At 57.0% G+C, this 24,462-nt stretch carries 17 protein-coding genes and 1 pseudogene; 12 read left to right on the forward strand and 6 right to left on the reverse strand.

Features of this window, described 5'->3' with window-relative positions:
* Positions 1-2: 2 nt before the first annotated feature.
* Both CA948_RS16805 and CA948_RS16810 read left to right on the forward strand, forming a co-directional pair.
* A pseudogene (locus tag CA948_RS16805) lies at positions 3-659 on the forward strand (alpha/beta fold hydrolase); the annotation flags it as partial.
* Complete coding sequence (locus tag CA948_RS16810; RefSeq protein WP_108728623.1) at positions 651-1,274, forward strand: N-carbamoylsarcosine amidohydrolase; 624 nt, start codon at positions 651-653, stop codon at positions 1,272-1,274. The pseudogene CA948_RS16805 and the gene CA948_RS16810, both read left to right, overlap by 9 nt.
* A 1,124-nt stretch (positions 1,275-2,398) precedes the next feature.
* On the opposite strand, the gene CA948_RS16815 is transcribed toward CA948_RS16810, so the two are convergent.
* The 4 genes from CA948_RS16815 to CA948_RS16830 form a co-directional block, all read right to left on the reverse strand.
* Positions 2,399-2,917, reverse strand: a complete 519-nt coding sequence (locus tag CA948_RS16815; RefSeq protein WP_108728604.1) for an aromatic-ring-hydroxylating dioxygenase subunit beta — start codon at positions 2,915-2,917, stop codon at positions 2,399-2,401.
* 13 nt (positions 2,918-2,930) lie between these two features.
* On the reverse strand, positions 2,931-4,220 hold the full coding sequence (locus CA948_RS16820; protein WP_094197640.1) for an aromatic ring-hydroxylating dioxygenase subunit alpha: 1,290 nt from the start codon (positions 4,218-4,220) through the stop codon (positions 2,931-2,933).
* Between the two features lie 66 nt (positions 4,221-4,286).
* The gene (locus CA948_RS16825; protein WP_094197639.1) at positions 4,287-5,564 is read right to left on the reverse strand and encodes an NAD(P)/FAD-dependent oxidoreductase; all 1,278 of its coding nucleotides are present in this window, start codon (positions 5,562-5,564) and stop codon (positions 4,287-4,289) included.
* Between the two features lie 29 nt (positions 5,565-5,593).
* The gene (locus tag CA948_RS16830) at positions 5,594-5,908 is read right to left on the reverse strand and encodes a non-heme iron oxygenase ferredoxin subunit (protein ID WP_094197638.1); all 315 of its coding nucleotides are present in this window, start codon (positions 5,906-5,908) and stop codon (positions 5,594-5,596) included.
* A 380-nt stretch (positions 5,909-6,288) separates the two neighbouring features.
* Here CA948_RS16830 and CA948_RS16835 point away from each other — a divergent pair, with 380 nt between their 5' ends.
* The 8 genes from CA948_RS16835 (at position 6,289) to CA948_RS16870 (ending at position 17,100) form a co-directional block, all read left to right on the forward strand.
* The gene (locus CA948_RS16835; protein WP_094197637.1) at positions 6,289-7,386 is read left to right on the forward strand and encodes a TRAP transporter substrate-binding protein; all 1,098 of its coding nucleotides are present in this window, start codon (positions 6,289-6,291) and stop codon (positions 7,384-7,386) included.
* Positions 7,387-7,410: 24 nt separating this feature from the next.
* Positions 7,411-9,813, forward strand: coding sequence for a xanthine dehydrogenase family protein molybdopterin-binding subunit (locus tag CA948_RS16840; RefSeq protein ID WP_108728605.1), 2,403 nt, complete (start codon positions 7,411-7,413; stop codon positions 9,811-9,813).
* A complete protein-coding gene (locus tag CA948_RS16845) occupies positions 9,810-10,646 on the forward strand; it encodes an FAD binding domain-containing protein (RefSeq protein WP_108728606.1) in 837 nt (278 codons plus the stop codon). Before CA948_RS16840 ends, CA948_RS16845 begins: the two co-directional genes overlap by 4 nt.
* A 3-nt stretch (positions 10,647-10,649) precedes the next feature.
* Complete coding sequence (locus CA948_RS16850) at positions 10,650-11,837, forward strand: xanthine dehydrogenase family Fe-S subunit (protein WP_108728607.1); 1,188 nt, start codon at positions 10,650-10,652, stop codon at positions 11,835-11,837.
* Between the two features lie 255 nt (positions 11,838-12,092).
* Positions 12,093-12,701 carry a TRAP transporter small permease subunit gene (locus CA948_RS16855; RefSeq protein ID WP_162988186.1) on the forward strand — a complete coding sequence of 203 codons (609 nt, stop codon included), beginning with the start codon at positions 12,093-12,095 and terminating at the stop codon, positions 12,699-12,701.
* Between the two features lie 11 nt (positions 12,702-12,712).
* On the forward strand, positions 12,713-14,389 hold the full coding sequence (locus CA948_RS16860; protein WP_094198425.1) for a TRAP transporter large permease: 1,677 nt from the start codon (positions 12,713-12,715) through the stop codon (positions 14,387-14,389).
* Positions 14,390-14,404: 15 nt separating this feature from the next.
* Entirely contained in the window at positions 14,405-15,427 is a 1,023-nt protein-coding gene (locus CA948_RS16865) for an XdhC family protein (RefSeq protein WP_108728609.1), read from the forward strand.
* Between the two features lie 188 nt (positions 15,428-15,615).
* Positions 15,616-17,100: an NAD(P)H-hydrate dehydratase gene (locus CA948_RS16870; protein ID WP_108728610.1), complete on the forward strand. Its 1,485-nt coding sequence runs from the start codon at positions 15,616-15,618 to the stop codon at positions 17,098-17,100.
* Between the two features lie 3 nt (positions 17,101-17,103).
* Here the strand turns inward: CA948_RS16870 and CA948_RS16875 are convergent, their stop codons facing one another.
* Positions 17,104-18,027, reverse strand: coding sequence for an EamA family transporter (locus tag CA948_RS16875; protein WP_094197630.1), 924 nt, complete (start codon positions 18,025-18,027; stop codon positions 17,104-17,106).
* A gap of 152 nt (positions 18,028-18,179) precedes the next feature.
* On the opposite strand from CA948_RS16875, the gene CA948_RS16880 reads away from it, so the two are divergent.
* Positions 18,180-19,784, forward strand: a complete 1,605-nt coding sequence (locus tag CA948_RS16880; protein ID WP_108728611.1) for a phospholipase D family protein — start codon at positions 18,180-18,182, stop codon at positions 19,782-19,784.
* Positions 19,785-19,877: 93 nt separating this feature from the next.
* Here the strand turns inward: CA948_RS16880 and CA948_RS16885 are convergent, their stop codons facing one another.
* Positions 19,878-23,489 (reverse strand): ATP-binding protein, encoded by a 3,612-nt coding sequence (locus tag CA948_RS16885; protein ID WP_108728612.1) that lies wholly within the window; start codon positions 23,487-23,489, stop codon positions 19,878-19,880.
* Positions 23,490-23,684: 195 nt separating this feature from the next.
* On the opposite strand from CA948_RS16885, the gene CA948_RS16890 reads away from it, so the two are divergent.
* Positions 23,685-24,431 (forward strand): GntR family transcriptional regulator, encoded by a 747-nt coding sequence (locus tag CA948_RS16890; RefSeq protein WP_108728613.1) that lies wholly within the window; start codon positions 23,685-23,687, stop codon positions 24,429-24,431.
* Positions 24,432-24,462 lie beyond the last annotated feature (31 nt).

The following is a 24,462-nucleotide window of genomic DNA, read 5'->3' on the forward strand; positions in this document are numbered from 1 at the left end:
GCATGAGCACATTTTTGTATGGCGCTCATGTGCACGCCAATGGCATTCGTCAGCATTACTTGCGCTACGGCGGTTCCAGCCAGGGTCGCGATCAGCGTCCTGCCGTCATCATCGTGCCCGGCATTACCAGCCCGGCGGTGACCTGGGGTTTTGTGGGTGAGCAGTTCGGCAAGCACTTTGACACCTACATTCAGGACGTGCGTGGTCGTGGTTTGAGCGAAGCGGCTGAAGGCATGGATTACAGCCTGGATGCGCAAGCCGATGACTTGATCGCCCTGGCTCAAGCCTTGGGTCTTAAAGACTACATCGTGGTCGGTCACTCCATGGGTGCCCGCATTGGTTTGCGTGCGGCTCACAAGAATAGCGATGGTCTGAACCGTCTGGTGATGGTTGATCCGCCAGTCTCCGGCCCGGATCGTCGTGCTTATCCCTCCAAGTTGCCCTGGTACGTGGATTCCATGGCCATGGCTCGCAAAGGCTGCACCGCAGAGGACATGCGTGCCTTTTGCCCGACCTGGACCGAAGAGCAGTTGCAATTGCGTGCCCAGTGGCTGCACACCTGCCACGAGCCTGCGATTCTGGCCAGCTTTGAAGGTTTCCACACCGACGATATCCACGTCGACTTCCCGCATTATTGGACGGAGGCGTTGGTGAGTACGAATGAGGGAGCGGTTTACGCTCAACAAGGGTTTGGGTCGACGCTGGAGCCTAAAGCTCCGTATGGCTTGTTGATTATTGATCTGGTGAATGGTTTTGCTGATCCTGCCGTGTTTGGTGGCGGCAATATTCCTGAAGCCATCGAGAACACACAGACCTTGCTGGCAACGGCGCGTGAACAGGGCTGGCCGGTGGCGCACACTCGTATCGTGTATGCGGACGATGGTGCAGATAACAACATTTTCAGCATTAAGGTCCCCGGCATGCTGGGTCTGACCGAAGACGCACACAACAGCCACATCGTGCCGGAGTTGGCTCCTGCACCCGGTGAATTTATTGTTCGCAAGAATGTGCCGTCGGCCTTCTTTGGTACGCCTTTGGCGGCGTGGCTGACCCAACGTGGTGTGCAAACACTGCTGGTCGCCGGTGCGGTTACCAGCGGTTGCGTACGTTCCAGCGTGGTCGATGCGATGCAACTGGGCTTCCGCCCCTTGGTGGTGTCGGACTGCGTGGGTGACCGTGCAATTGGCCCGCATGAGGCCAACTTGTTCGACATGCGTCAGAAGTACGCCACCGTAGCGACGCGGGAAGAAGCGATGAAGTTGATTGGAGTGTAAGGCTTGGTGTTTTTAAGCCTTTGAGAAGAACGATGTGCTTCGTCATTTTTTAGCAGTTTGATTGACGGAGCCTGTGTCGTCCTTTTAGCAAGTCTGTGTCTACGGATTTGTGATTGAGTATCGATGGTCTGCCGCTTGGGGGCGGGCTATCGGACCTTTGCCCCTGGGAGCCGTATGGCTCTCGGGGGCTTTTTTATTTCTGGCAGCGGCGTGGGGCCGCAAGGATTGCGGTGGAACGTTTTCTTGTAGGGCCCCTGTGTGGCTTGTCTTGGCGGATCCCTTGCTCATGCCGTGCGTGGGTGCCCTTGTCAGTGCGCCGTTGCGGGCGGGCCGTGAACTCGGAGCGCGACTGCTCACCCGGACCGACCGCAGGCGTGCTCCTTAAACAGCACGCCTTTTGCATCCCGCCTCGTTAATTTGCCCGTGGCAAGAACCCTGACTCACCCGCCAAGCCGAACCTGGGCCGCACAAGAAAACAAGCAACATGGTTTAAAGCCCAAACGGCACTTGCAGAGGAGAGTGAAAAAGAGCAAAACGATGGGCGTTTAGGAAATGCAGAAGAGCAAGGAAAGAGGCCCTGTCTGTTCAAAAAGTCAGTAAGTGCTTGGTAGATAAAAAGCCATTGTGAGCCGTTCAGTCGGCCTGCTGGGGCGTAGGGGCGGATCAGAGTACTTGCCGCGGGCAGGAGATAGCGTAGGGGTGCAAGCATCCTGCTGTTTGAGTCGGGCGCTTGTACTTGGTCCGGGGGACCAAGTACCCGGCGAGTTCAGGATGCGCCCGTAGCTATCTTCTGACAAGGGCACCGGTGCGCAGCACCGGCAAGTGCTCAGCCCAACACCCCAGCAGGTTGACTGAATGGCGTTTTCACAGAGACTTCCTTTACTCCCCACCCTGACTAATCTGAATTCCTCCAGGCCTTATAGGCCCCCCAAGCCTGCGCTACCAGCCCTAAGGTCTCATATCTCTGACATTGCGCCAGACATAAGCCCTCTGCCCAATAAATAAGAAAAAAAAGCACCCCTCAACAAAGAAGGGTGCTCAAAGGAATCAGAAGACCTTCTGACTCAAGTGGCTCGGAAACAGCACACAAAAAACAGTTTTAAAATCAGATGCAAACCACGGACTTATACCGGGAACACCAGATCGTTCGCCAGGATGGACGTATCAAAAATCACCTGACGCTCCTTGAGCATCAACCGACCCTCCACACGCGTGAACGTATCAAAATAATTACCCACCAGATGCACAGTAGAAGGCCCTTCCACCAAGGTCTGCATCAGCATGAAATTACCCTCGGCCTCAATGTCACCATTGTCCGACTCGCTGATCACACGAACATCCGTGACCAGATGCAGCATGTAGCGTGGGGCATACATCTGCGTGCGGGCAATAGCCACCGCACGATCGTGCATCATGTCGCGCCCTTCGGCATAGACCAGCCCCACCGGCAAATTCAGATCCGCGTTCTCGCGTGAAGTAACCCGGTAAACCGCGTCCTCCACAAAAAACAGGGGCCAGTCCTCAACATTGCCACGATCCAACGTGGCACAGTACTCGGCATTGAAAAGCTCAATTTCCGCCTTCAACGCCAAAGCACGCTCAACAGAAACCTGGGCGGGTTTGAAAGAAAAATCCATTTTCATAAGTCAGCTCGTCTTACAGATCCATCACTTGGCGGTAGTACTGGTACATGGAGCGAATAGCCGCTTCCGAGATCAGCGTATTGGACGTACCCAGCTTGCTTTCATCGAGCTTGATGATGTTCACCTCGCTGCTGGAACGACGTACCCCTTCCTGCACAAACTTCATGGCCTCGTTGTCTTCCAGACCCAGGAAACCGGCAGGGCCCATCAGGTTGCCCTGACGCAGACGGTGACGAGTCATCTCCTCGGTATCGTCCTCATAGCCAAACATGGTCCATTGCATGATCAGGCTGTTCGGGCCATTGGGCACAATCTGACGCACACCCAAGGTATTCATCTCGCGTTGAACAATCAGGTTGGGCCAGATCGTTTGCATGGTGACCGACCAAGGCGAATCAAACTCTTTGATGTAGTCCAGGAAACGCTCATCGCGCAAACGCATATCGTCCACAAAGGAACGCATTTCCTTCTTGTTGTCCTCGCTGACCTCGGCATACTTGTCCTCGGACTTGGCCGAGGCCATATAGCCGTGACGACCGTGCACAGGGTCCACATACATTTGCGACTTGTTGCCTGCAACCAGTAAACCAAATACCACCAGGAAAGAATGCAGCAAGGTTGCGTGGTAGGGATCCTTCAGGTTCTCGTGATACATCTTCCAGTTGCAAGGCAACTCGTTACGGTAGTAACCCAGAATCTTCAGTTTTTTGCCGGGGAAAATAGCCTCGAAATCCTTCAGGATTTCAGGCGTCAGGTATTCCGTAATCGGTTCGACCTGGTCGCTGTAGGACGCAAAAATCACGCCATTGTGCGTGGTCACATGCAGTTTTTTCAGGCCATGTTCGGAGTTCTTGAAGCTGCGCGGCATGCCGCCTTCTTTATTCGCACCGCGCTTGAAAGGAATCCCTTGCAGATCACCCTTCAGGCTGTAAGACCACTGGTGATACGGGCACACAAACTCATTGGTGTTGCCCTGGTTGTGGCGGCAGAACTCGGCGCCCCGGTGTGCACATCGGTTCTCAAACACGTTGATGCTGCCATCCTCTGCACGAGCCACCACCACCGGCGTGGAACCCACATATGAGCGCTTGTAGTCGCCCGAATCGGGGATCTCCGCTTCCAGGGCGACAAAGTTCCAGGTGTCACCGTGGAAAATGCGTTCCATCTCGCGGTTGTAGATGTCGTTGCTGGTGTAGACCCAATCCGGAATGGTGTTGAGCACATCCTCGGGCCAGGTGCATTGCTCGACAGGGCGGTCTTTGGACCCGACCGTCTGGCCTATCACCGTTTGCGTCTGATACATGTGGTTCTCCTCTGATAACTCTTTAATGATTCGTGATGACGAGGCGGCGCAGGCCGCTTCTCTTTCTTAGACTTGGGCCGTACGAGCGGCTTCTTTCACGTACTGGCGCAGTTTTGTTGTCGGGTCCAGCACGATGGCCGGATCGACAGGCAGGTTCTGTTCCATGACACCGCGTAAGGCGCGTAGATCTGCACCAGCATTGACGGCAATCGCGTGGCGCAGATGCTGGCCCTCGAATGCCAGCAACATGAAACTGATGGCATCGCCCTGGCTGTCCATGACGCCGCGTACCTGATAGTGCAGATCCGGGCTGCCTTGGCCCAGCATCTGAATATTGCAACCGAGCACATCCGTCCAGAACCAGCTAATGGGTGCAGTAGGGGCATCCTGCCCGACAATGGCGTGGGCCACCTGACGGGCTTGCTCATTGGCGTTCTGCCAGGATTCGGTGCGCGTGCGCACGGCGGTGTCGGGGCAAATTTGTGTGGCGCAATCACCGGCGGCATAAATACCCGCCACACTGGTGCGACCCTGGCGATCCACAATAATCCCAGCCGTCATCTCGTCTACCGCAATGCCGCTGGCCCGGGCCAAGGCGGAGTTCGCAGTCAGACCGGCTGCCACAATAGCCAGATCGCCATTCAGGATCTGGCCATCATTCAGTTCCAACTGAACGGGATGCTCGTTCTGTGCCACAAAGTGAGCTTGGCGCACACCCTGACCCAGACGCACCGTGATGCCTTGTGACTCGAAACGCTCCAGCAACCATTGCGACAGCAGGGTAGGGGCGTTGCGCGCCAGCAGACGTTCATTCGCTTCAATGACAGTGACCTGTGCGCCGGTTTCGCTGGCGGTAGAGGCCAGTTCCAGACCCATGAAACCACCACCTATAACCAGGGTGCGCAAACCGGGATGCAGACGGGCTTGCAGGCTCAGGGCATCGTCCAGCGTGCGCAGATACAAGGCGTTGGCCTGGCTGGCGGGCAGCAGGGCCAGTTCGCGAGCCGCGCCGCCTGTGGCCAGCACGGCGTGCTCAAAGCGCCAGGTCTGGCCATTGCTCAATGTTGCCTGACGCTCGGTGCAATCCAGAGACAGCACGCGGGTGCCCAGCAAGAGTTCAATATGTTGTTCTTGATAGAACTCGGCTTTTTGCAAAAACACGCTGTCAGTGGTCGCGCTGGACTTGAGCACGTCTTTGGACAGTGGCGGACGTTCGTAGGGAAGATGAGTTTCGTCGCCTACCAAGGTAATGCTGCCGTTATAGCCCAGGCTGCGCAGTTCACGCGCCAGCACCGAAGCCGCTTGGCCAGCGCCGATGATCAATACGGAAGTGTGGTGTGCCATGATGTTGCGTCTCGTCAGCAGAAAAAAGCTCAGGCCTGGCTAAAGTCAGCCAGAATATCGCTGCCTTCAATACGCAGCGGATAGACCTTGATATCCACCGTGGCCGGGGCGTTCATGGCCTTGCCGGTTCGCAAACAGAACTTGGCCTGATGCAGGGGGCATTCCACACAACCGTCTTCCAGATAGCCGTCGGACAGCAGGGCATATTGGTGGGTACAGACGTTGTCGGTCAGGTAGAACTCGTCGTCCAGTTTGTGCAGGGCCAGTTTCTTGCCTTCCCACTCGATGGCCAGGGACTCTTCGTTGTCGATGGCATCGGTTTCGGAAATTTTTATCCAGTTCAAAGCTGTCTCCAGGTTGTGCTTTCAATTAGTCAGTATACTGTATAAATTATAAAATAAAATATCGTTTTTATAAGGGATTGCGCTAGTTTAGGTTTAAGCTATTGATGGTGCTTTCCTTTATCTCATCAAGGACATGCGTCAGTAGTTTCCCTGCTTGACCAAAAATTAATTAATCAGCACACTTACTATTATTGAGGCGGTGATTGTGAATTTTACAGCGTAGCAACACTGCTTTGAACGTCCGTCTGGCCCCTTGGGGGGACGGTTTGGCAAGGTTCAGACAGCAGTTGTCCGAGCATAAGGTCAGACTGGCGGGCAGCTACCCAGGCCCCTATCGAGCAAGGGGTGTCAATACACTAAAAAATACAAAGAGGTGAGTGATGGAGCGTCGTAGTTTTCTGCTGAAATCGGCAACGGCCGCAGGTGCAGGTCTGGCAGCGGTCGCTGCCCCTGCAATCGCACAAAGCAGCCCCACCGTGCGCTGGCGCATGTCCACCGGTTGGCCCAAAAGTCTGGACACTATTTACGGCTCGGCCGAAGCATTGTGCAAACGTGTCAGCGAACTGACCGAGGGCAAATTTGAAATTCGCGCGTTCCCCGGTGGTGAACTGGTGCCTTACGCGCAGAATATGGATGCCATCAGCAATGGCACTGTCGAATGTAACCACGTGCTCAGTACCGCTTTTGTGGGCAAGAACACCGCCGTGACCTTTGACACTGGCCTGTCTTTTGGCATGAACGCCCGTCAGCACAATTCCTGGATCCACTTCGGTGGCGGTCTGGAATTGCTGCGCGATATGTACAGCCAATACAACATCGTGAACTTTGTGGCTGGGAATGTGGGCGTGCAGATGGGGGGCTGGTTTCGTAAGGAAATCAAAGACCTGGAAAGCCTGCAAGGTCTGAAAATGCGTATTGGCGGTATTGGTGGCATGGTGCTGTCCAAACTGGGTGCCGTACCTCAGCAGATTCCCCCCAGCGATATTTACTCCTCGCTGGAAAAAGGCACGATTGATGCTGCCGAATGGATTGGTCCTTACGACGATGAAAGGCTGGGCTTGAACAAAGTCGCTCCTTTTTACTATTCCCCCGGTTGGTTTGAAGGCAGTGCATCCTTGACCTCCATGGTGAACAAAGAAGCCTGGGAGGCTCTGCCTGCCAATTTCAAGGCTGCTTTCGAGACTGCCTGTAACGAGCAGACCATGCTGAGCCTGGCCAAATACGATGCCTTGAATCCCAGTGCCTTGCGCAAGCTGGTGGCCGATGGTGCCAAGCTGCGTTACTTCCCCAAGGACGTCATGAAGGCCGCTTACGACAAGTCTCAGGAGCTGTGGAAGGAACTGTCGGAGAGCAACGCTGATTTTGCCAAGATCTATCCAGGCTGGAAAGCCTTCCAGGAGCAGGAGGCCAGTTGGTTCCGGGTTGCCGAAAGCGCCCTGGACAACTTCACCTTTAGCGAGTTGGGCAAGCGCAGTTAAGCAGCACATTATTAAGGTAGTGAAATGAGTCAGCACAGTCACCCGTCACGCCCGGGTGGCCAAGGAGTGGGTGCGCGTATCCTTCGCAAGGAGGATGCGCGCCATCTCAATGGCCAGGGCAACTTCATCGGAAACATGACCATGCCGGGGCTACAGGAAGTCGCCTTCTTGCGCAGCCCCATGGCGCATGCCCGCATCCGTCAGATCAATATTGAAGACAGCGCACGCGCACAGGTCATTACCCGCGTCGATATGCCGGACTGTCAGGATATTTACGCCGCGTCCACCTTGCCCAGCTATCAGGCCTCCAGCATGCCGCCGCTGGCCTCGGGCAGTGTGCGTTATGTGGGCGAACCGGTTGCCTTGGCCTTTGGTGAGAGCCGCGCCGTGGCCGAGGACGTTCTGGAGGAGATCGAAGCCCTGTATGACGAGCTGCCGGTTTATGGCAGTGTGCCGGCCTCGCTGGCCGCGCAGGGGGATCTGTTGCATGAAGGCTGGCAGGACAATGTGTTTGTGACCTTGCGCTCGGACGTGGCCTTTGAAGAGCACGCCGCCCGTGCTGACCGCGTAATCGAGCATTCTGTCAGCCTGTCGCGGCAGTGCATGTTGCCGATGGAAGGCAAGGCGGTGTTGGCCTATTGGGATTTCCAGGCTGATCAACTGGTGGTGTATTGCGGCAGTCAGATCCCACACATGCACCGTACTGGCATTGCCCAGTTTCTGGGTATGGATCAGGCTCAGGTGCGTGTGATTTCCCCCGATGTGGGCGGCGCCTTTGGTTATAAATGTGTGCTGCATCAGGAAGAGCTGTGCGTGGCCTGGTTGGCCAAGACCTTCCGCAAACCGTTCCGTTTCATGGAAGACCGTCGCGAGCACTTGATTGCCGGCGCCAATACCCGTGAACACCAATATCGTCTGAAAGCACACATCAGCCATGAAGGCCGCTTGTTGGCACTGGATGCCGAGATTGATATTGATGGCGGCGCGTACTCCGTCTGGCCCTTTACCGTGGGTCTGGAAGTAGGCCAGGCCCTGGGCAACTTGCCCGGTCCGTACGATTTCCGTGGCTACCGTTGCCGCACACGCGGTGTGGGCACCAACAAGCCTGGCTTTATGCCGTATCGCGGCGTTGCCCGTACGGGTGTCTGCCTGGCCATTGAACAAATGATGGATCAGATCGCGTTGGCGGTCGGCAAGCCCTCCTGGGAAATTCGCTTGATGAATCTGGTGCAAGGCGAGCAAATGCCTTACATCAACGTGGCCAATAAGCATTACGACTCGGGGGATTATCCAGAAAGTTTGCGTCGCGCTTTAGCTGCGGTGGATGTGGATGCCGTGCTGGCTCGTCAGGCTAAGGGTGAGCCCGATGGTCGTTTGATTGGTTTGGGTGTGGCGTCCTATACCGAGCAGTCCGCACACGGCACCTCCGTGTTCGCCAGTTGGGGCACAGCGGTGATTCCTGGTTTCGATCAGGCGTTTGTACGCATGACCCCGGACGGCGGTCTGGAAGTGCGTGTGGGTGTGCACTCGCACGGTCAGGGCATGGAAACCTCGTTTGCCCAGATCGCTAGCGAAATTCTGGGTATTCCCGTGGCCAAGATCAAAGTGGTGCACGGTGATACGGGCCGCACGCCCTTTTCTACTGGCACTTACGCCTCGCGCTCCCTGGTGATGTCGGGCGGTGCGGTGTCCAAAGCCTGTAAAGAGCTGCTGCCACGCGTGCGCAAGATTGCCGCACATATGCTGAAAACGGATGTGGACCGCATGCAGCACCAAGGCGATACCTTTAGTGCCGATGGCCGGCAGATCAGCATCGCGCAAGTGGCCGATGCCTGGTACATCAACCCGCAGCATTTGCCCGAGGATGTGGACCCGCAAGGTCTGGAACTGTCCGTCGGTTACAAGCCCAAAGTCGATACAGGCAGCTTCACCTACGCCAGCAATGCCGTGGTGGTGGCGGTTGATCCGAGTACCGGTGGCGTGGAAGTGCTCAAGTACGTGGTGGTGGAAGACTGCGGCATCATGATCAACCCCATGATTGTGGAAGGCCAGACGATTGGTGGGATTGCCCAGGGGATTGGCACCGCCTTGTATGAAGAAATGCCTTATGACGAGTTTGGCCAGCCGTTGGCATCGACCTTGGCCGATTATGTGATGCCCGGTGCCTGCGAAGTGCCCAATATTCATATCGAACACATGGAAAGCCCGTCGCCCAATACGGAGTTTGGTGCCAAGGGCATGGGCGAGGGCGGCGCAATTGCCCCTCCCGCTGCCATCATGTCGGCCATTAACAATGCCTTGCGCTCTACGGGAGCCCAGGTCTCGCATACGCCCGTGACGCCGCATCGACTGCTAAGCGCCATTCGCGCTGCCGCACAGCCCGTCAATCAACAAGATAAACAGCCCGTGTCGGAGGTTCAGGCATGAAGGCCGCCAAGTTTGAATACGAACAGGCCCAGAGCCTGCAACAGATCCAGGATGCCTATGGCAGCGACCCTTCAGCGCTGCGCCTGATGGGCGGCAGCCAGTCCCTGGGCCCCATGTTGAATTTGCGGCTGGTGCGTCCAGGTCGTGTGCTGGATGTATCGGCCGTGCCCGAGCTACGTCAGGTCACAGCCATTAAAGGACACGTGCGTATCGGCGCAGCCGTGACCCACGCTCAGATTGAAGATGGTATTTACGAATTGCTGCGCGGTCACATGATGCAGAAAGTGGCGGGCCGCATTGCTTACCGGGGTGTACGCAATCGCGGCACTTTGGGTGGCAGCCTGGCCCATGCGGACCCGGCGGCAGACTGGGTGCTGACCTGCGTCGCTTTGGGCGCACGCATCAATGTGCGTGGAACCCAAGGCAGCCGCACTGTTCCCATGAGCGAATTCATGTTGGCCGCCTACACCACGGTGCTGGAAGCTGGTGAGTTTATTGAGTCTGTGGATGTGCCTGAGGTGTCCGGTTCGGCCCGCTGGGGTTACTACAAATTCACCCGCAAAGTGGGTGAATTTGCCGATGCCAGTTGTGCCTGTTACTTCGACCCGGCCACGCGCACGGCGCGCGTAGTGATTGGTGCCATGGAAGGCGCACCGCGCTCCTTACCCGAGCTGGCCGTGAAAGTGGCTGCACAAGGGGCCGCCGTCCTGGAAGGGGACACGATTGAAGCGGCCCTGCAGCCGTATCTGGCACAACGGGACGAGGCCCATCAGGTGCTGTTCCGTACGGTCGTAGAGCGCAGCCTGAAGCAAGCGCTGGGCGTGAAAGGGTAAGACATGGCAGAAATCTCGATTCAAGTTAATGGTCGCCAGCAAAAGCACGAGGCCGAACCGCGTACCCATCTGGGTGATTTCATCCGCGAGAAAAGCCGTTTGACCGGCACCAACCTGAGCTGTGAACACGGTGTGTGCGGTGCATGTACGGTGCTGGTGGATGGTCGTCCGGTGCGCTCCTGCATTACCTTTGCCGGTGCTTGCGATGGCCACGAAGTCACCACCGTAGAGGGCTACGACGACGACCCGATCATGAGCCGTCTGCGTACCGCTTTTTCGGAAAAACATGCTTTGCAATGCGGCTTCTGTACGCCTGGCATGTTGGCCACCAGCCGCGATATCGTGCTGCGTTTGCCCGACGCGGACGAGGCCCGTGTGCGCATTGAGTTGTCCGGCAATATTTGCCGCTGCACCGGCTATCAAGGCATTACGGCTGCCATTCTGTCCGTGCTGCAAGCCCTGCGCGATCAGCCCGATGCCCAGGTAGACGCCTTGCGCGCCGCTGTGGTGCAAAACGTGCAGCAGGACTGGAACCAGAACGGCTTTACGACGTTTGACGCTGTCCAGGAAGACGTGCAGGCACCCGCTCCGGTGGCCGCTGCAGCACCCGCCGCGTCCGGTCGTGCCGATAAGGGCAAAGGCCAAGCCATTCAAGGTGGTTTTGATGCCCGTTTCCCGGCTGATCAGGTGTGGGCTTTCATGAAGGATTTGCCCAAAGTGGCGGGCTGTCTGCCCGGCGCGATGATCGAGTCTCAGGAAGGGGCCACGGTACAAGGCAAGATCGCCATCAAGTTTGGCCCCATGTCGGCTGCCTTCAAGGGCAATGCCGCGTTGGAAGAAGACAACGAACGCCGTGCCGCCGTGCTGCGCGGTGAGGGCGTGGACTCCTTGAGCCAATCGCGTGCGCGTGGCGATGTCAGCTTTCAGGTCAATCCGGATGGCCCAGAGCGCAGCCGCGTGGAAGTGGAACTGGTGTATTCGCTGCAAGGGCCACTGGCGCAGTTTTCGCGCTCCGGGCTGGTTCAGGATTTCGTGCGCCGCATGATTGCGGAGTTCGGCAAGAACGTAAACCTGCGCCTGGAAAAACCGCTGGCAGAAGGCGAGGAGCCCGTCGTGGCCGAGTTCAATCCGGTCAAGATGTTTTTCAGCATTTTGTGGGACCGCTTCAAGGGACTTTTCCGGCGCGCCTAAGTGCGTAGACGACGCAAGACGATAAATAGAACGGGGGCAAGGAAAGAGAGGGCGGGGCGTATCGCTGTGGGCAGGCGCAGGCGCCTGTCAATCGGGGTCGCCTGCTTGTCAGGCGCCTGGGGTATGGCCGGCCAAGCCCTACAAGAGTGCGCCACCCGTTTCGGTCTTGGTGGATACCAACTAGGGCCTGTTAACGCGCTTTGCTTACATCGTGTGAACAGACCCTTATTTCAACGCAGAAAATCTGGGGGATTGATGCAATTACTACTCAAACTATCAAGGGCGATCGACAGCCTGAATCAGCTCTGTGGCCGAGTGGTCATGTGGGTGGTTCTGCTGGTTGTGGTGATCAGCTCCTATAACGCCTTTGCGCGCAAATTTTTCGATATCAGCTCCAATGCCTGGCTGGAAGTGCAATGGTATCTGTTCGGTGCGCTTTTTCTGCTGACGGGCGGCTACACCTTCTTGCGCAATGAGCATGTACGCGTCGATGTGCTGGCCTCACGCCTGTCCGAGCGCAAACAAATAGTGATCGAAGCCGTGTGTGTGGTGCTGTTCATGTTGCCTGCCTGTCTTGCCATCATGATCTTGTCCTGGCCGGTGTTCATGGACTCTTACCTGACTCAGGAAGTGTCTTCCAACTCCGGTGGCTTGATTCGCTGGCCCGCCAAATTGATTATTCCCATTGGTTTTGCCCTGATTTCGCTGCAGGGGATCTCGCATCTGATCAAGTGCATTGGTTTTTTGCGTGGCGCTTGTCCCAACCCCAACAAGAAGTTGCAGAACAAAACGTCTGAAGAATTGCTGGCTGAAGAAATTGCACGGCAAGCCCAGGCCAAGTTAGCGCATCAACACAAAGGCTGAACCCGATCATGATGGATTTATTTATCGCTAATATGGCGCCGGTGATGTTTGCATCACTGATTGTTTTCTTGCTGCTGGGCTTTCCGGTGGCCTTCGCGCTGGCCGCCAACGGGATGGTGTTCGGTCTGATCGGCGTGGAAATGGGCCTGTTCAACTGGTCCCTGTTCCAGGCCTTGCCGCTGCGGGTATTTGGGATCATGGCCAACGATACCTTGCTGGCGATTCCCTTCTTTACTTTCATGGGGCTGATTCTGGAGAGGTCGGGCATGGCCGAAGACCTGCTCGATACGATTGGTCAGCTCTTTGGCTCCATGCCGGGTGGCCTGGCCATTGCTGTGGTGTTTGTGGGGGCCATGCTGGCTGCCACCACGGGGGTGGTGTCGGCGTCGGTTATTTCCATGGGCCTGATCTCCTTGCCCATCATGCTGCGTTACGGCTACAGCCGACGGTTGGCGACCGGGGTAATTGCGGCGTCAGGGACTTTGTCGCAGATCATTCCGCCCTCTCTGGTGCTGATTGTGCTGGCTGATCAGTTGGGTCGCTCGGTTGGCGATATGTACCGTGGAGCCATGGTGCCAGGCTTGGTGTTGACCTGCTCTTATCTGCTTTATGTTTTGATTCTGGCTGTCTTGCGCCCCAAGGACGTGCCTCCGATTCCTGCCGAACATCGTACTTACTCGCAGGCCAATGGCCGTTCGGGTACACGCTCCTTGTGCGTGCTGTTGTTGATCTCGCTGGTGGCCGGTTATGTGCTGGATGAGTTTTGGGTTGATCCCAATGGTCCGGTAGACGAGAAGGTCGTTATTTGCATCTTGCTGGTGGGCGGCGTGGCCTTTGTAATGGCGCTGATCAACAAATGGCTGAAGCTGGGCCTGCTGTCGGTGTTGGCCGAACGCGTGGTGTTCGTCATGATTCCACCCCTGGGCCTGATCTTTCTGGTGCTGGGGACCATCTTTCTGGGTATCGCAACGCCAACCGAAGGGGGGGCCATGGGCGCGGTGGGTGCGATCCTGATGGCGGTCAGCCGTCGTCGTTTGAGTATTGATCTGCTCAAGCAAGCCATGGATACCACCGCCAAGCTGTCTTGCTTTGTGATGTTCATTCTGATCGGTTCCACCATTTTCTCGCTGACCTTCCGGGGTGTCGATGGCGATCTGTGGGTGGAGCACCTGCTGCTTGACCTGCCCGGCGGTGAATACGGCTTTCTGATTCTGGTCAGTGTGCTGGTGTTTGTACTGGCTTTTTTCCTGGATTTCTTCGAGCTGGCTTTTATCATCGTGCCATTGTTGGGGCCGGTGGCCGACAAGATGGGCATCGATTTAATCTGGTTTGGTGTGCTCTTAGCCGTTAATATGCAAACATCCTTTATGCATCCACCATTTGGCTTCTCACTATTTTATTTGCGCTCGGTGGCGCCCAAGGATGAGTACGTCGATAAAGTGACCCAGAAGAAGATTCCAGGTGTGGCCACAGGCGATATTTACTGGGGCTCCGTACCCTTTATCTGCATCCAGATTGTCATGATTGCCGTGGTGTTGCTATTCCCAGGCATGGTGACGCATTACAAGGGCACGGGTGTGACCGTGGACCCTAGCACGGTCAAGATCGAGATGCAGGCTGAATACGGTGCGGACTTGAATCCGTTTGGTGATTCGGGTGACGGCGGCGGTATGCCGGTATTCAAGTAAACACAGGAGACACCTATGGAGAGTCTGGATGTCAGGGTATTGCGCCAGTTGCACGCGTGGCGCGCACAAGGACGTGATGCGATCCTGGTCACGGTTGTGCAGACCTGGGGCTCGTCCCCCCGTCCAGAGGGCTCCATCATGGCTCTGGAGAAGGGCGGGGCGGTGGTCGGATCGGTTTCAGGCGGGTGTATCGAGGATGATCTGATCCGCGCCTATCACGACCCGGACGGGGCGGATAAACGCCTGCATGGTGATGGCCGTCCCCAGTTGCTGACGTATGGCGTCAGTGCGGATGAGGCGCATCGCTTTGGCCTGCCTTGCGGTGGGACGATCCGGCTGCTGGTGGAGTTCAATCCCTGCCCCCAAGCGCTGTCGGACCTGCTCGGTTTGCTGGAGCAACGTCATCTGGTGCAACGCCATGTGGACCTGCACACTGGCCGTGCCTGGGGCAGTGCCACCCGTGTTCCGGCGGCTTTGCAGTTTAGCCAGGATTGTCTGTCTGTGACCTTTGGGCCGTCTTATCGACTCTTGTTGATCGGCGGCGGGCAACTGTCTGAATACGTGGCGACCATTGCCTTGTTCAATGGCTTTGATGTGACGGTCTGCGATCCGCGCCGTGAGCATATTCAAGGCTGGAGCGTGGCGGGGGTACGCGTGGTCAGCGGGATGCCGGATGACGAGGTGATTGCCTGCGTGCCGGATCGGCGCACGGCTATTGTGGCCCTGACGCACGATCCCAAGCTGGACGATATGGCCTTGCTGGAGGCGCTCAAAAGCAGTGCCTTTTATGTGGGGGCGATTGGCTCACGACGTAATAACCAAAGTCGTCGTGAGCGCCTGGCCGAGTACTTTGACCTGACGGCCCAGGAGATCGACAAGCTCAAAGGCCCGATTGGTTTGTACATAGGCAGCAAGACCCCGGCGGAGATTGCTGTCAGCATCATGGCCGAGATCATTGCGGTCAAGAATGGGGTGCAGGTGCCACGCGAGTTGTCAGTAGGCTCTGTCAAGGATAGACAAGAGCAGTTGTCGGCCTAGAGACGGGCTTGCGTGACAGTTCTGCATTCAGACAATTCGCACTAAGATAAGAGAACGGGCGGCGACCCGTTCTTTTTTTGTCTCCGGGCCGCCCAGGACCTGACGCCTGCTGTTGTCAGCAGGCCGCCAGCGGGTGACAAGCCCGTGCAGCGTAGGGACGTTTTGATTTCTGTCTTTGTGAGCCCCTCATGCCCTTTGTGTCCCAGTATGGTTTTTTGCCCCTGAGTGCCCCCCCAGGAAAGGAGGCTCTGTACAACCCGGCACAGTGCGCCAGCATGGATGCGGCGGCACCGGGTTTTGGGGTATCTATCGAGCAATTGATGCAGGCCGCTGCCAGTGCAGTGGCGCGTACCGTGCAGCGACACTGGCCGCAAGGAGCCGTCCTGTTCTTGTGCGGGCCGGGCAATAACGGCGGTGATGCCTTGGTGGCCGCGCAGATTCTGCGGGAGCAAGGGCGAGTGGTTTCCGTGTTCAGCCTGGTGGACCCGTCCGTGCGACAGGGGACAGCAGCTTGGGCGCAAAGCCAGTGGCAAGGCCGCTGGGAAAGACAATGTCCGGATTTCCGACGTTTTTCCGTGGTGGTCGATGGTTTATTGGGTGCGGGTTTGGACCGCGACGTAGAAGGCGACACCGCCGCCTTGATCCAGTCCCTGGCGGCTTCCAAGGTTCCTGTTTGTGCCATTGACGTGCCTTCGGGTCTGGATGGTGCCAGCGGGCAGGTACGCGGTGTGCTCGCCCCTGCCACGGTGACGGTCAGCTTTGTCCGTTATAAGCCGGGCCATGTTCTGTATCCGGGGCGAACCCTATGCGGCAAGTTGGAATTGGCCGACATCGGTATGCCAGCGCCAGCCTTGCAACAGGCCAATACCTGGTTGAATGAACCGGCCTTGTGGCAGGCTCATCTGCCGCAGTTGGGGGCCCAGAGCCATAAGTATACGCGTGGGCATGCTTTGGTGGTCGGGGGCGAACAGATGACCGGAGCCAGCCGTCTGGCAGCGCGTGCCGCGCAACGCGCAGGGGCAGGGCTGGTCAGCATGGCCGTGCCACCTTCGGTCTGGCCGGTGTATGCCGGCGCATTGGACAGCATCATGGTGGCTCCCCTTGATGACACCTTGACCACGGACGAGCGTATTCGCGCCTGGCTGATCGGGCCGGGGGCAGGCTTGGGCGAGCAAACCCGTCGCCTGACCCTGGCCTTGCTGGCTACCGAGCGGCCTTGTGTATTGGACGCCGATGCCATCAGCAGCTTTGCAGAGCAGCCGCAGGAATTGCTCGATGCCTTGCATGAGCAGTGTGTACTGACCCCTCATGCAGGAGAGTTCGCCCGCGTCTTTGAAACTGCACCGGATCGGTTGGAGGCGGCGCGTTTGGCCGCTCGACAATGCGGTGCCGTGCTGGTTCTGAAGGGTGCGGATACTGTCATTGCTGCGCCGGATGGGCGGGCCTTGATCAATGCCTGCGCACCGCCCTGGCTGGCCACTGGGGGCAGCGGGGATGTCTTGGCAGGCCTTGTCTGCGGTCTGCTGACCCAGGGCATGCCTGCTTTTGAGGCAGCGGGTGCCGCTGTTTGGCTGCATTCACAAGCCGCCCTGGAGTTTGGTCCCGGCCTGATTCCGGAGGATTTGATCGCCGTGCTGCCGCGTGTTTGGCAGCGCCTTTTATCCAGGGCCTAAGGCTTACTTGCGTGGGGAGCGTTGGTAGGCCAGCGCCACAATCCCGCTTAGCACCACCGCTCCACCCAGCAATTGAGTGGAGTTCAAGGTCTGTTTTAAAATCAGCCAGCCCAGAATCAGGGATGCCACCGGCTCCATGTTCATGAAGGGGGCATTGCGTGTCATGTCCAGTCGGGGAGCCAGCACAAACAGGGTGACAAAGCCCGTGGTGTACAGCACACAGACCAGTGACAGGGCAATCCAGCCTGTGGCGTCATGGGGCAAGGCAGAACCACCGGGCAGCAGTCCCAGGGGGCTGAGCGCAATCAGGCAGACCAGCGTTTGGCTGATGGTACAGAAACTGCGCACCAGACCGGGCAGAGGGGCCAGTTTATTTTCTGTAACCCACAGACCCATGGCAAACGTCAGGGCCGTCAGCAGGCTGCACACCACACCCAGCACCCATTGCCCATCCAGCGTTGCGCCCTGAATCAGGCTGGGGGTGTCCAGCGCCAGCAAGAGGCCAATCAGAATGGCCACCATGATGATGGAGGTCTTGCGAGTCGGTTTGTGCCCGCCCAGTATCCAGGTCAACAAGGCCAACAGAATCGGGTACATATTGGCCACCAGCAAGGCCAGGGCCACGGGGATACGCGCGATGGAAGAGTAGATCAGCATGCACTGCATGGTGATCAGCGCGCCCAGCAACAGTTGCCAGCCCAGATATTGACGCGGCACATGCAAGGCTTGTTTGCGCCAGATGAGCAGCATGCTCAAGGCCAGAGTAGCCACGGCGGAGCGGAAAATAACCGAGATGATCAGCCCGGTACCATGGTCCAGTGCGACTTTTGCTGCAATATGGTTGGCGGCAAAGGAGCTGCCCAGCATTAACAGCAAAATAATGGCAAGGTGGCGGGGCAGTAAGGTAGGGGATGTGGCGGGGGGCATGCTGCTTATTTCAAGTTTAAAGTGCGAGGGGTTGCTTTATTGTTGTCCGCTCTGTCACTGGCTGCAAGTATTGCTTGCATATCGTGGTCAATATGCCTTGGGTGGGCGGTGCTACTATGTGGAGCGATGTCCATGACCACAGAGATGCTCCCATGAAAATCGACCCCGCCAACAAGCCGACAATACCCCGTTCTACGGGCCAGGCTCCGTCCTTTTTCTGGCGCAGCCTGATGGCGGGTGGAGCCTTGCTGGCCGGCCTGACAGGCTGCGCTCTGCCCTCGCTGGAGGGCCGTAGCCACAGCGAGGCTTTGCCGTTGGATCAGGCCCGGAACACTATGATTGGCCAGGCGGTGACTCCCATGGTTCAGCAGCATCCTGGCTTGTCCGGCATTTACCCTTTGTTTGATCCGCACGACGCGTATGCCGCCCGCGCCTTGCTGGCCTTTGCCGCCCAGAAAACGCTGGATGTGCAGTATTACATTTGGCGGGGTGATACCACTGGCACCTTGATGCTGGGCACTTTGTTGCAAGCGGCGGAGCGTGGCGTGCGCGTACGTTTGTTGATTGACGACAATGGCATTACGGGGTTGGATGATTCTTTATCTGCCTTGAATGCCCATCCCAATATCGAAGTGCGCCTGTTCAACCCCTTTGTGTTGCGCTGGCCTAAATCCCTGGGCTTCCTGATGGATTTTTCCCGTCTGAACCGGCGCATGCACAACAAGTCCTTTACCGTCGATAACCAGGTCACCATTATTGGTGGACGCAATGTGGGTGATGAGTATTTCGGCGCGACCCAGGACGTGTTGTTTGCAGACCTGGACGTGATGGCCATTGGTGCCGTGGTACAGGATGTCTCCAAGGATTTCGACCGCTACTGGGCCAGTCAGTCGGCCTATCCGGTCGATACTCTGATCAAAACAGGTGGTTCGCAAGCACTGGTGACGTTTCAGGCGCAGTTGCAAGAGGCTCAGGAGCAGCCACGCGCCAAGGATTATCAGCAGGTGCTGCGTGAATCGGATTTGGTCAGCCATCTGGTGCGCGGCGAGCTGGATTTCCAGTGGGCGCGTACCACCATGATCAGTGATGACCCGGCCAAGGCTTTGGGCCCGGTCAATCCGGAACAGTTGATGGTCTGGCAAATGGACCATGTGCTGGGCAAACCCACCAGTCAGGTCGATCTGGTGTCCTCTTATTTTGTGCCTACGGCGGCGGGCGTACGCGCTTTTGAGGCGATGATGCAACGGCCTGGCATGAAGGTGCGTGTTTTGACCAACTCTCTGGCGGCTACGGACGTAGCTGCGGTGCATGCGGGCTATGCGAAGCGACGCAAAGCCTTGCTGGAGGCAGGGGTGCAGTTGCTGGAGCTGCGGCCCACCACGGACAAACCTACCCGTCATGGCTCGGGGCCATTTGGCAGTTCGGGCTCGGCCCTGCATGCCAAGACTTTTGCCGTGGATGGCAAACGCTTGTTTGTGGGGTCCTTTAATTTCGATCCGCGTTCGGTCAATTTGAATACGGAACTGGGCTTTATTATCGAAAGCCCTGAAATGGCGCAAGCCTTGTCCAGGAGCTTTGAGGAAGTCTTGCCTTACCGTAGCTATCGTGTCGAACTGGATGATAATGGCGACCTGGTATGGATTCAGTTAAACGAAGACGGTACTGAGCGCTTTTTTACCTCCGAGCCCAATGCCAGCATCTGGCGGCGAGCCGGAGTCGGAGTCTTGTCTGTCCTGCCGATCGAGTGGCTGCTGTAAGCCAGATTTGTTTATCGACTATTGATGTGCCATGCCCCCAAGGACAAGGCGAAGTCCTTGGGGGCATGTAAATCAGGCTGCATTTTTTGCTAACTAGACTTTGAGCCTTTGCACTGCCTGTCTGCGTGTCTGAATCCAGTCTGTGTAGCGGTGCAGGCCGTATTTTTCCATGTGTTGTTCAGCCAGATTCCATTCCTGCAAGGCTTGTGCATTTTCACCCAGCGCCATCCAGGCATCACCACGTACGCAGTGCAGCTCGGCACGCAAACTGTTTGTGTCATAGCGCAGGCCTTGAGCGGCGGCCTTGTCTAGCCAGGGCATGGCCTCATTGCTGCGTCCCAGGCGGATCATGGCGCGGGCAATTCGACACATCAGGCCATCGGTGCTGATGGGCAGCCCGTACTGTGCAGTCTGTACGCAATCGAGTAGTGATTGCAGGCTGGTTTCCCGACCATGCAGCATCACCTGGCAATAGTGCAGGTAAGAGCGGCTAAGGGCAGACCATGGCTCGGGGTTATGCGACCTTTGTAGCTCTTGCAAGGACAGCTCGGCCACTTGCTGACAGTGTTCAAGCTGTTCCATCAGATAGTGGGCCTGCATCACGAACAAATGAGTGATGGCGCGCAGGGAAAATGCGGTGTCTGAACGCAGGCTTTGCAAGGCCAGATGAGTGTGCTGCTGTGCCGCTTCCATATTGCCTTTCAAGGCCAGAGCCACACTCAGGGTGCCAAAGGTAATGGATTGCGGGAAGTGCTGGGCAATGGCTTGACGGCTGTTCTGTTCCTTCAGGTCATCAAAGACGGCCAGGCTCAGGTTCAGTGTCTGGATGGCATTGGTGACATTTCCCTTCCATAGCTCGTGCTGACCAATTGCATATAAAGCCCAACTGCGGTTTTGATCGTGGCTGGTTTCATTGGCCAGGGCCAGCAGTTGGCGCGCTTTTTGCAAAGCTTGTTCAAAATTACCTTGGGCTTGAAAGGCCGTCCAGGCTGTCCATAAACTGATCATGACCTGATCGGAGTCATGCTCGTCATGCAAGCCATGCCCCAATTCATAAGCCATGGCGGTAGACGCTGAGGCCGGGCCATACAGGGACGATTCAATGGCACCTTGCAGCATGCGGCATTCAAACTGCAGGGTTTGGCGTACCTGCAGGTCGTCGATCAGGTCGCTGCGGTTCAAGCAGCGTTGCAGATATTGGCTGGCCTGACGCAGGTCGTCTTGTGCCAAGGCTTCGCGGGCGGCACGTTGCCACCAAAATGCGGCCTCCGCGCTGTCAGCCTCGCACAGGTGCCAAGCAATTTGCTCGGGTGCATGACGACGGCGTATACCGTGCTGGGCAATGGCGTAGTGGGCCTGGCGCAACTCTTCGTGCATGGCCACGCGTTTCAGTGCCTGGGACACCAGGGGAAGACAGGATACCTGCTTGTCATGTACATCGATCAAATCCAGCGTAGCCAGCGTATCCAGGCCACCGCTCAAGGTCGTGCCCTCCAGACGCAACATCAGGGCCAGCTCGTCAATGGCGATGGGTTCCTCCTGCAAGGCAATGCTGGTCAGAATGTGGCGTGTTGCGGGCAAGAGGCTGTGGTATTGGGTACAGATCAGGTCGGTCAGGCACAAGGCATCGTTGCATTCGCTATTGAGTTCGTGGCAGCGCAGCAGCTCATGGGCGTGGCCCGGGTTGCCCGCACTTAACTTAACCAGGCGGCTGCGTTTATCACGCGCCAGTCGCTGGCCGCGCTGATTGCTCAGCAAGCTGTTGATGCTGGAGCGATCCAGCGTAGGCAAGCTCAGGTGCTCGGCACGCTCCAGACCGTGACCAGGTTTGCGGCTGGTCGTGAGTAATAGTGTCGGGTGACGGGGGGCCGTGTGTGCCAGCAAGCGGATCAGGCGTTGTGTAGGCGGGTCGGCCCATTGCACGTTTTCAATAATCAGTAAGCGACGGCGAGGCGAATTGCCTGTGCCACTGAGCAGGTTGAACAGCAAGTCCATGTGAGCGGTGGATGGCTCGTTTAGTTCTTGTTCTTCAGGGCCATGGTTTAACCATTGGTGCAGGGACTGGGCCTGTTTGGGGCTGATTTCCAGCGTTTCTTGCAAGATTTGAACGGAAAAGGGATCGTGCTGCTTGCCATTTTGCGAGGTGATGTAATCGGCAATTTGCTCGTGCAGCCAGAGGCGAATCGGGTGCCAGGCCACACGACGCTTGTCTTCACGACAAGTGAGCATAATGCAGGGGTGGGCGGTTTTTTGTACATAGTCCGCCAGAGACTGCACCAGCAGACTTTTGCCAATATGCGCGCGACCATGAATGGCGATGTGATGCAAGGTGCGATTCGAGCCGATATGTGACCAGGCTTGCACCAGATGATCGAACTCTTGTGACCGACCATAAACGCGGCTGGTCAAACGCGCGTGGTCTGTGTCGGAGGGGCTTAGGTTCAGCCACAGGGCCTCATTTTGGCGACCTGCAGAGGGTTGAATATCTTTGCTGGCCAGACGTAGGGCAGCCTGTGCGCTGATGCGTGGTGCACCGGGAGCGGCCTGCCAGCTCAAGGGCAAGACGACTTGTGCCAATTGACCCCAGGGGTCTGGGCAGGCGCTTTGATCGTCCATGGCCAGATCGGCATGAAGGGCGATGCTCAGCGTAATGTGCTCATCAAGGCGCAGGGTCGCGGCAACGCGTGCCAATACGACCGCCTGAGTGATGGGTGACTCCAGCAATTCTGGATACCCAAAATAAGCGATCAACTGATTGGGGCCAGCTTCACAGGGCCAGGCACCATGTTGTTCGATCAAATGTCGCAACGTCTGGCGGCTTTGCTCCAGCAGTTGACCTCCCCTTTCGCGGGCGTGGCGGTGGCTGGGTTCAAAGCGCAGGCACAAACCCACTGCCGCCAAGGGACGCAACTGCAGGCTGACTTTCGTCGACAAGGATTTGACCGGGCTGGACGCCGAGCGCACGGGCAGATCCACCAAGTTGCGCGTCTGGGCGCTGGGCTCGCAGCCCAGACGGTCGGCCAGCAAGACGGAGCATTGTTCGTAAGCATGCAGGGCGGCTTCGTGCTGGCCCTCTTGTTTGAGCAGACGAATTAGTTCTTGGTGCAGTTTTTCTTCTTCAGGCCAGATCACAAGCCAGCGTTTAAGGTAGCTGATTGCTTGTGGTGTGGGCAAAGATCTCAGACCGGACTGTATATACCGGTCACGACATTGAGACAGGGTTTGCCGAATAGTGTGTTGTGTATCCTGCAACCAGTCTTGCAACTGTTCGCCATGATGCAGTTTCACTTGTCCCAGCAAGGGGCCCTGATACAGATTCAGACGCTCCAGATCGCTAAGGGCAGGCTGGCTGGGGTGTTGCAGCAGGCTGAGCACATCCACTTGGGCACGATTGGGGTCCAGGGCCAGGGTGTCGTTGGTAATGTGCAGGGCCTGGTCACACCCCTCAAAGGCGCGGCGCAAGGCATGCAGCGCGTGGCGCAAACGAGCACGGCCTACACTGATGGGGTCTTCATGCCAGATCGTTTCGGCCAGACGGCTGCGGCTGATTGGTTTTCCCTGCGCTAAAGCCAGTATGGACAATAAAATACGCGCTTTATCGTAATTAATGATTTGTGCGCGGCATTGTCCTTGAACCAGGAGTCGGTAGGAACCGAGTAGGTAAATTTGGGCCAAGTGCGAGGCAGAGGAAGGCAAAACATCCATGGGCTCGGGCTCGTATCAAGAGTTAAGCAATGATTGGGATAATGTATCCGATCCGTTTAATTTCCGTTTGCCAACTTTTGCGAAAATAAACGCCTTGCTTGTTCAAGATTAAACCTTTTTGGGATATCTCCGGCTTCTCGCCTCGCAGGCTATGATGTGAACTTGTCACTTTCCTGTGCTCGGTTGCCTTTTTGTATGGTTGATCCCACACGTTCTTCACTGCGCAAACAGTCCAAATTGCCTCTGTCGCTCAAGGTGAAATATACCTTGCGAGCGCGCCTGGAGCGTGGCGAATGGACGATGGGGACGCGTATTCCTACGCTGGAGGAGCTGATGCAGGAATACGGCGTCTCGCGTGCAACTGTGCGGGCGGCGCTGGACGAGCTGGAAAATGAAGGCCTGATTGAACGCACCCGTGGCAAAGGGACCTTTGTCATTGGCGATGTAGCTCAGGATCATTGGCTGATGCTACCCACCAACTGGGACGCTCTGATCGAGCATTTGACGCGTCTGGATTCGGTCATGGTGGAGCTGGGCCACGGGACAGGGGCCTTGCCCATAGAGATTACGGGCCAGTCCTTGCCTGATGAATATTGGTGGACCAGCCGCGTCAATTACGCCGATGGTGTGGCGTACAGCTTGAATACGGTCTACGTGTTAAATACCTTGGCTCAGACACTGCAACCTGAATTGAGCCAGGAACCTGTGCTGCTGGTGTTGAATCGTCTGGCTCGTGAGCAGATTCATACGGTTCGTCAAACACTTACCGTGCGGGTAGCCGATGCCGATCTGGCGCGCCATTTGAGCATGGATATTGGTATGCCGGTCGTGCGGGTGATTCGCCTGATCATGAACCGTGCGAATCAACTGGTTTATGCGGCGCAGGTCTTTTATCCCGCTAAATATCTCAGTATCCAGACTGAACTGGCCCCTGGCTTTTAAGCCTGTCATCGCAAGCGCAACGCACCTTTAC

Origin of the sequence: Alcaligenes aquatilis, from assembly GCF_003076515.1 — a bacterium.
GTDB classification, from domain to species: Bacteria; Pseudomonadota; Gammaproteobacteria; order Burkholderiales; family Burkholderiaceae_B; genus Alcaligenes; species Alcaligenes aquatilis.

What these genes read in the sequence shown, in the direction of transcription:
- CA948_RS16815 (WP_108728604.1), bottom strand. Translation starts at nt 2,917, where the DNA reads ATGAAAATGGATTTTTCTTTCAAACCCGCCCAGGTTTCTGTTGAGCGT.
- CA948_RS16820 (WP_094197640.1), bottom strand. Translation starts at nt 4,220, where the DNA reads ATGTATCAGACGCAAACGGTGATAGGCCAGACGGTCGGGTCCAAAGAC.
- CA948_RS16825 (WP_094197639.1), bottom strand. Translation starts at nt 5,564, where the DNA reads ATGGCACACCACACTTCCGTATTGATCATCGGCGCTGGCCAAGCGGCT.
- CA948_RS16835 (WP_094197637.1), top strand. Translation starts at nt 6,289, where the DNA reads ATGGAGCGTCGTAGTTTTCTGCTGAAATCGGCAACGGCCGCAGGTGCA.
- CA948_RS16840 (WP_108728605.1), top strand. Translation starts at nt 7,411, where the DNA reads ATGAGTCAGCACAGTCACCCGTCACGCCCGGGTGGCCAAGGAGTGGGT.
- CA948_RS16845 (WP_108728606.1), top strand. Translation starts at nt 9,810, where the DNA reads ATGAAGGCCGCCAAGTTTGAATACGAACAGGCCCAGAGCCTGCAACAG.
- CA948_RS16850 (WP_108728607.1), top strand. Translation starts at nt 10,650, where the DNA reads ATGGCAGAAATCTCGATTCAAGTTAATGGTCGCCAGCAAAAGCACGAG.
- CA948_RS16855 (WP_162988186.1), top strand. Translation starts at nt 12,093, where the DNA reads ATGCAATTACTACTCAAACTATCAAGGGCGATCGACAGCCTGAATCAG.
- CA948_RS16860 (WP_094198425.1), top strand. Translation starts at nt 12,713, where the DNA reads ATGGATTTATTTATCGCTAATATGGCGCCGGTGATGTTTGCATCACTG.
- CA948_RS16865 (WP_108728609.1), top strand. Translation starts at nt 14,405, where the DNA reads ATGGAGAGTCTGGATGTCAGGGTATTGCGCCAGTTGCACGCGTGGCGC.
- CA948_RS16870 (WP_108728610.1), top strand. Translation starts at nt 15,616, where the DNA reads ATGCCCTTTGTGTCCCAGTATGGTTTTTTGCCCCTGAGTGCCCCCCCA.
- CA948_RS16875 (WP_094197630.1), bottom strand. Translation starts at nt 18,027, where the DNA reads ATGCCCCCCGCCACATCCCCTACCTTACTGCCCCGCCACCTTGCCATT.
- CA948_RS16880 (WP_108728611.1), top strand. Translation starts at nt 18,180, where the DNA reads ATGAAAATCGACCCCGCCAACAAGCCGACAATACCCCGTTCTACGGGC.
- CA948_RS16885 (WP_108728612.1), bottom strand. Translation starts at nt 23,489, where the DNA reads ATGGATGTTTTGCCTTCCTCTGCCTCGCACTTGGCCCAAATTTACCTA.
- CA948_RS16890 (WP_108728613.1), top strand. Translation starts at nt 23,685, where the DNA reads ATGGTTGATCCCACACGTTCTTCACTGCGCAAACAGTCCAAATTGCCT.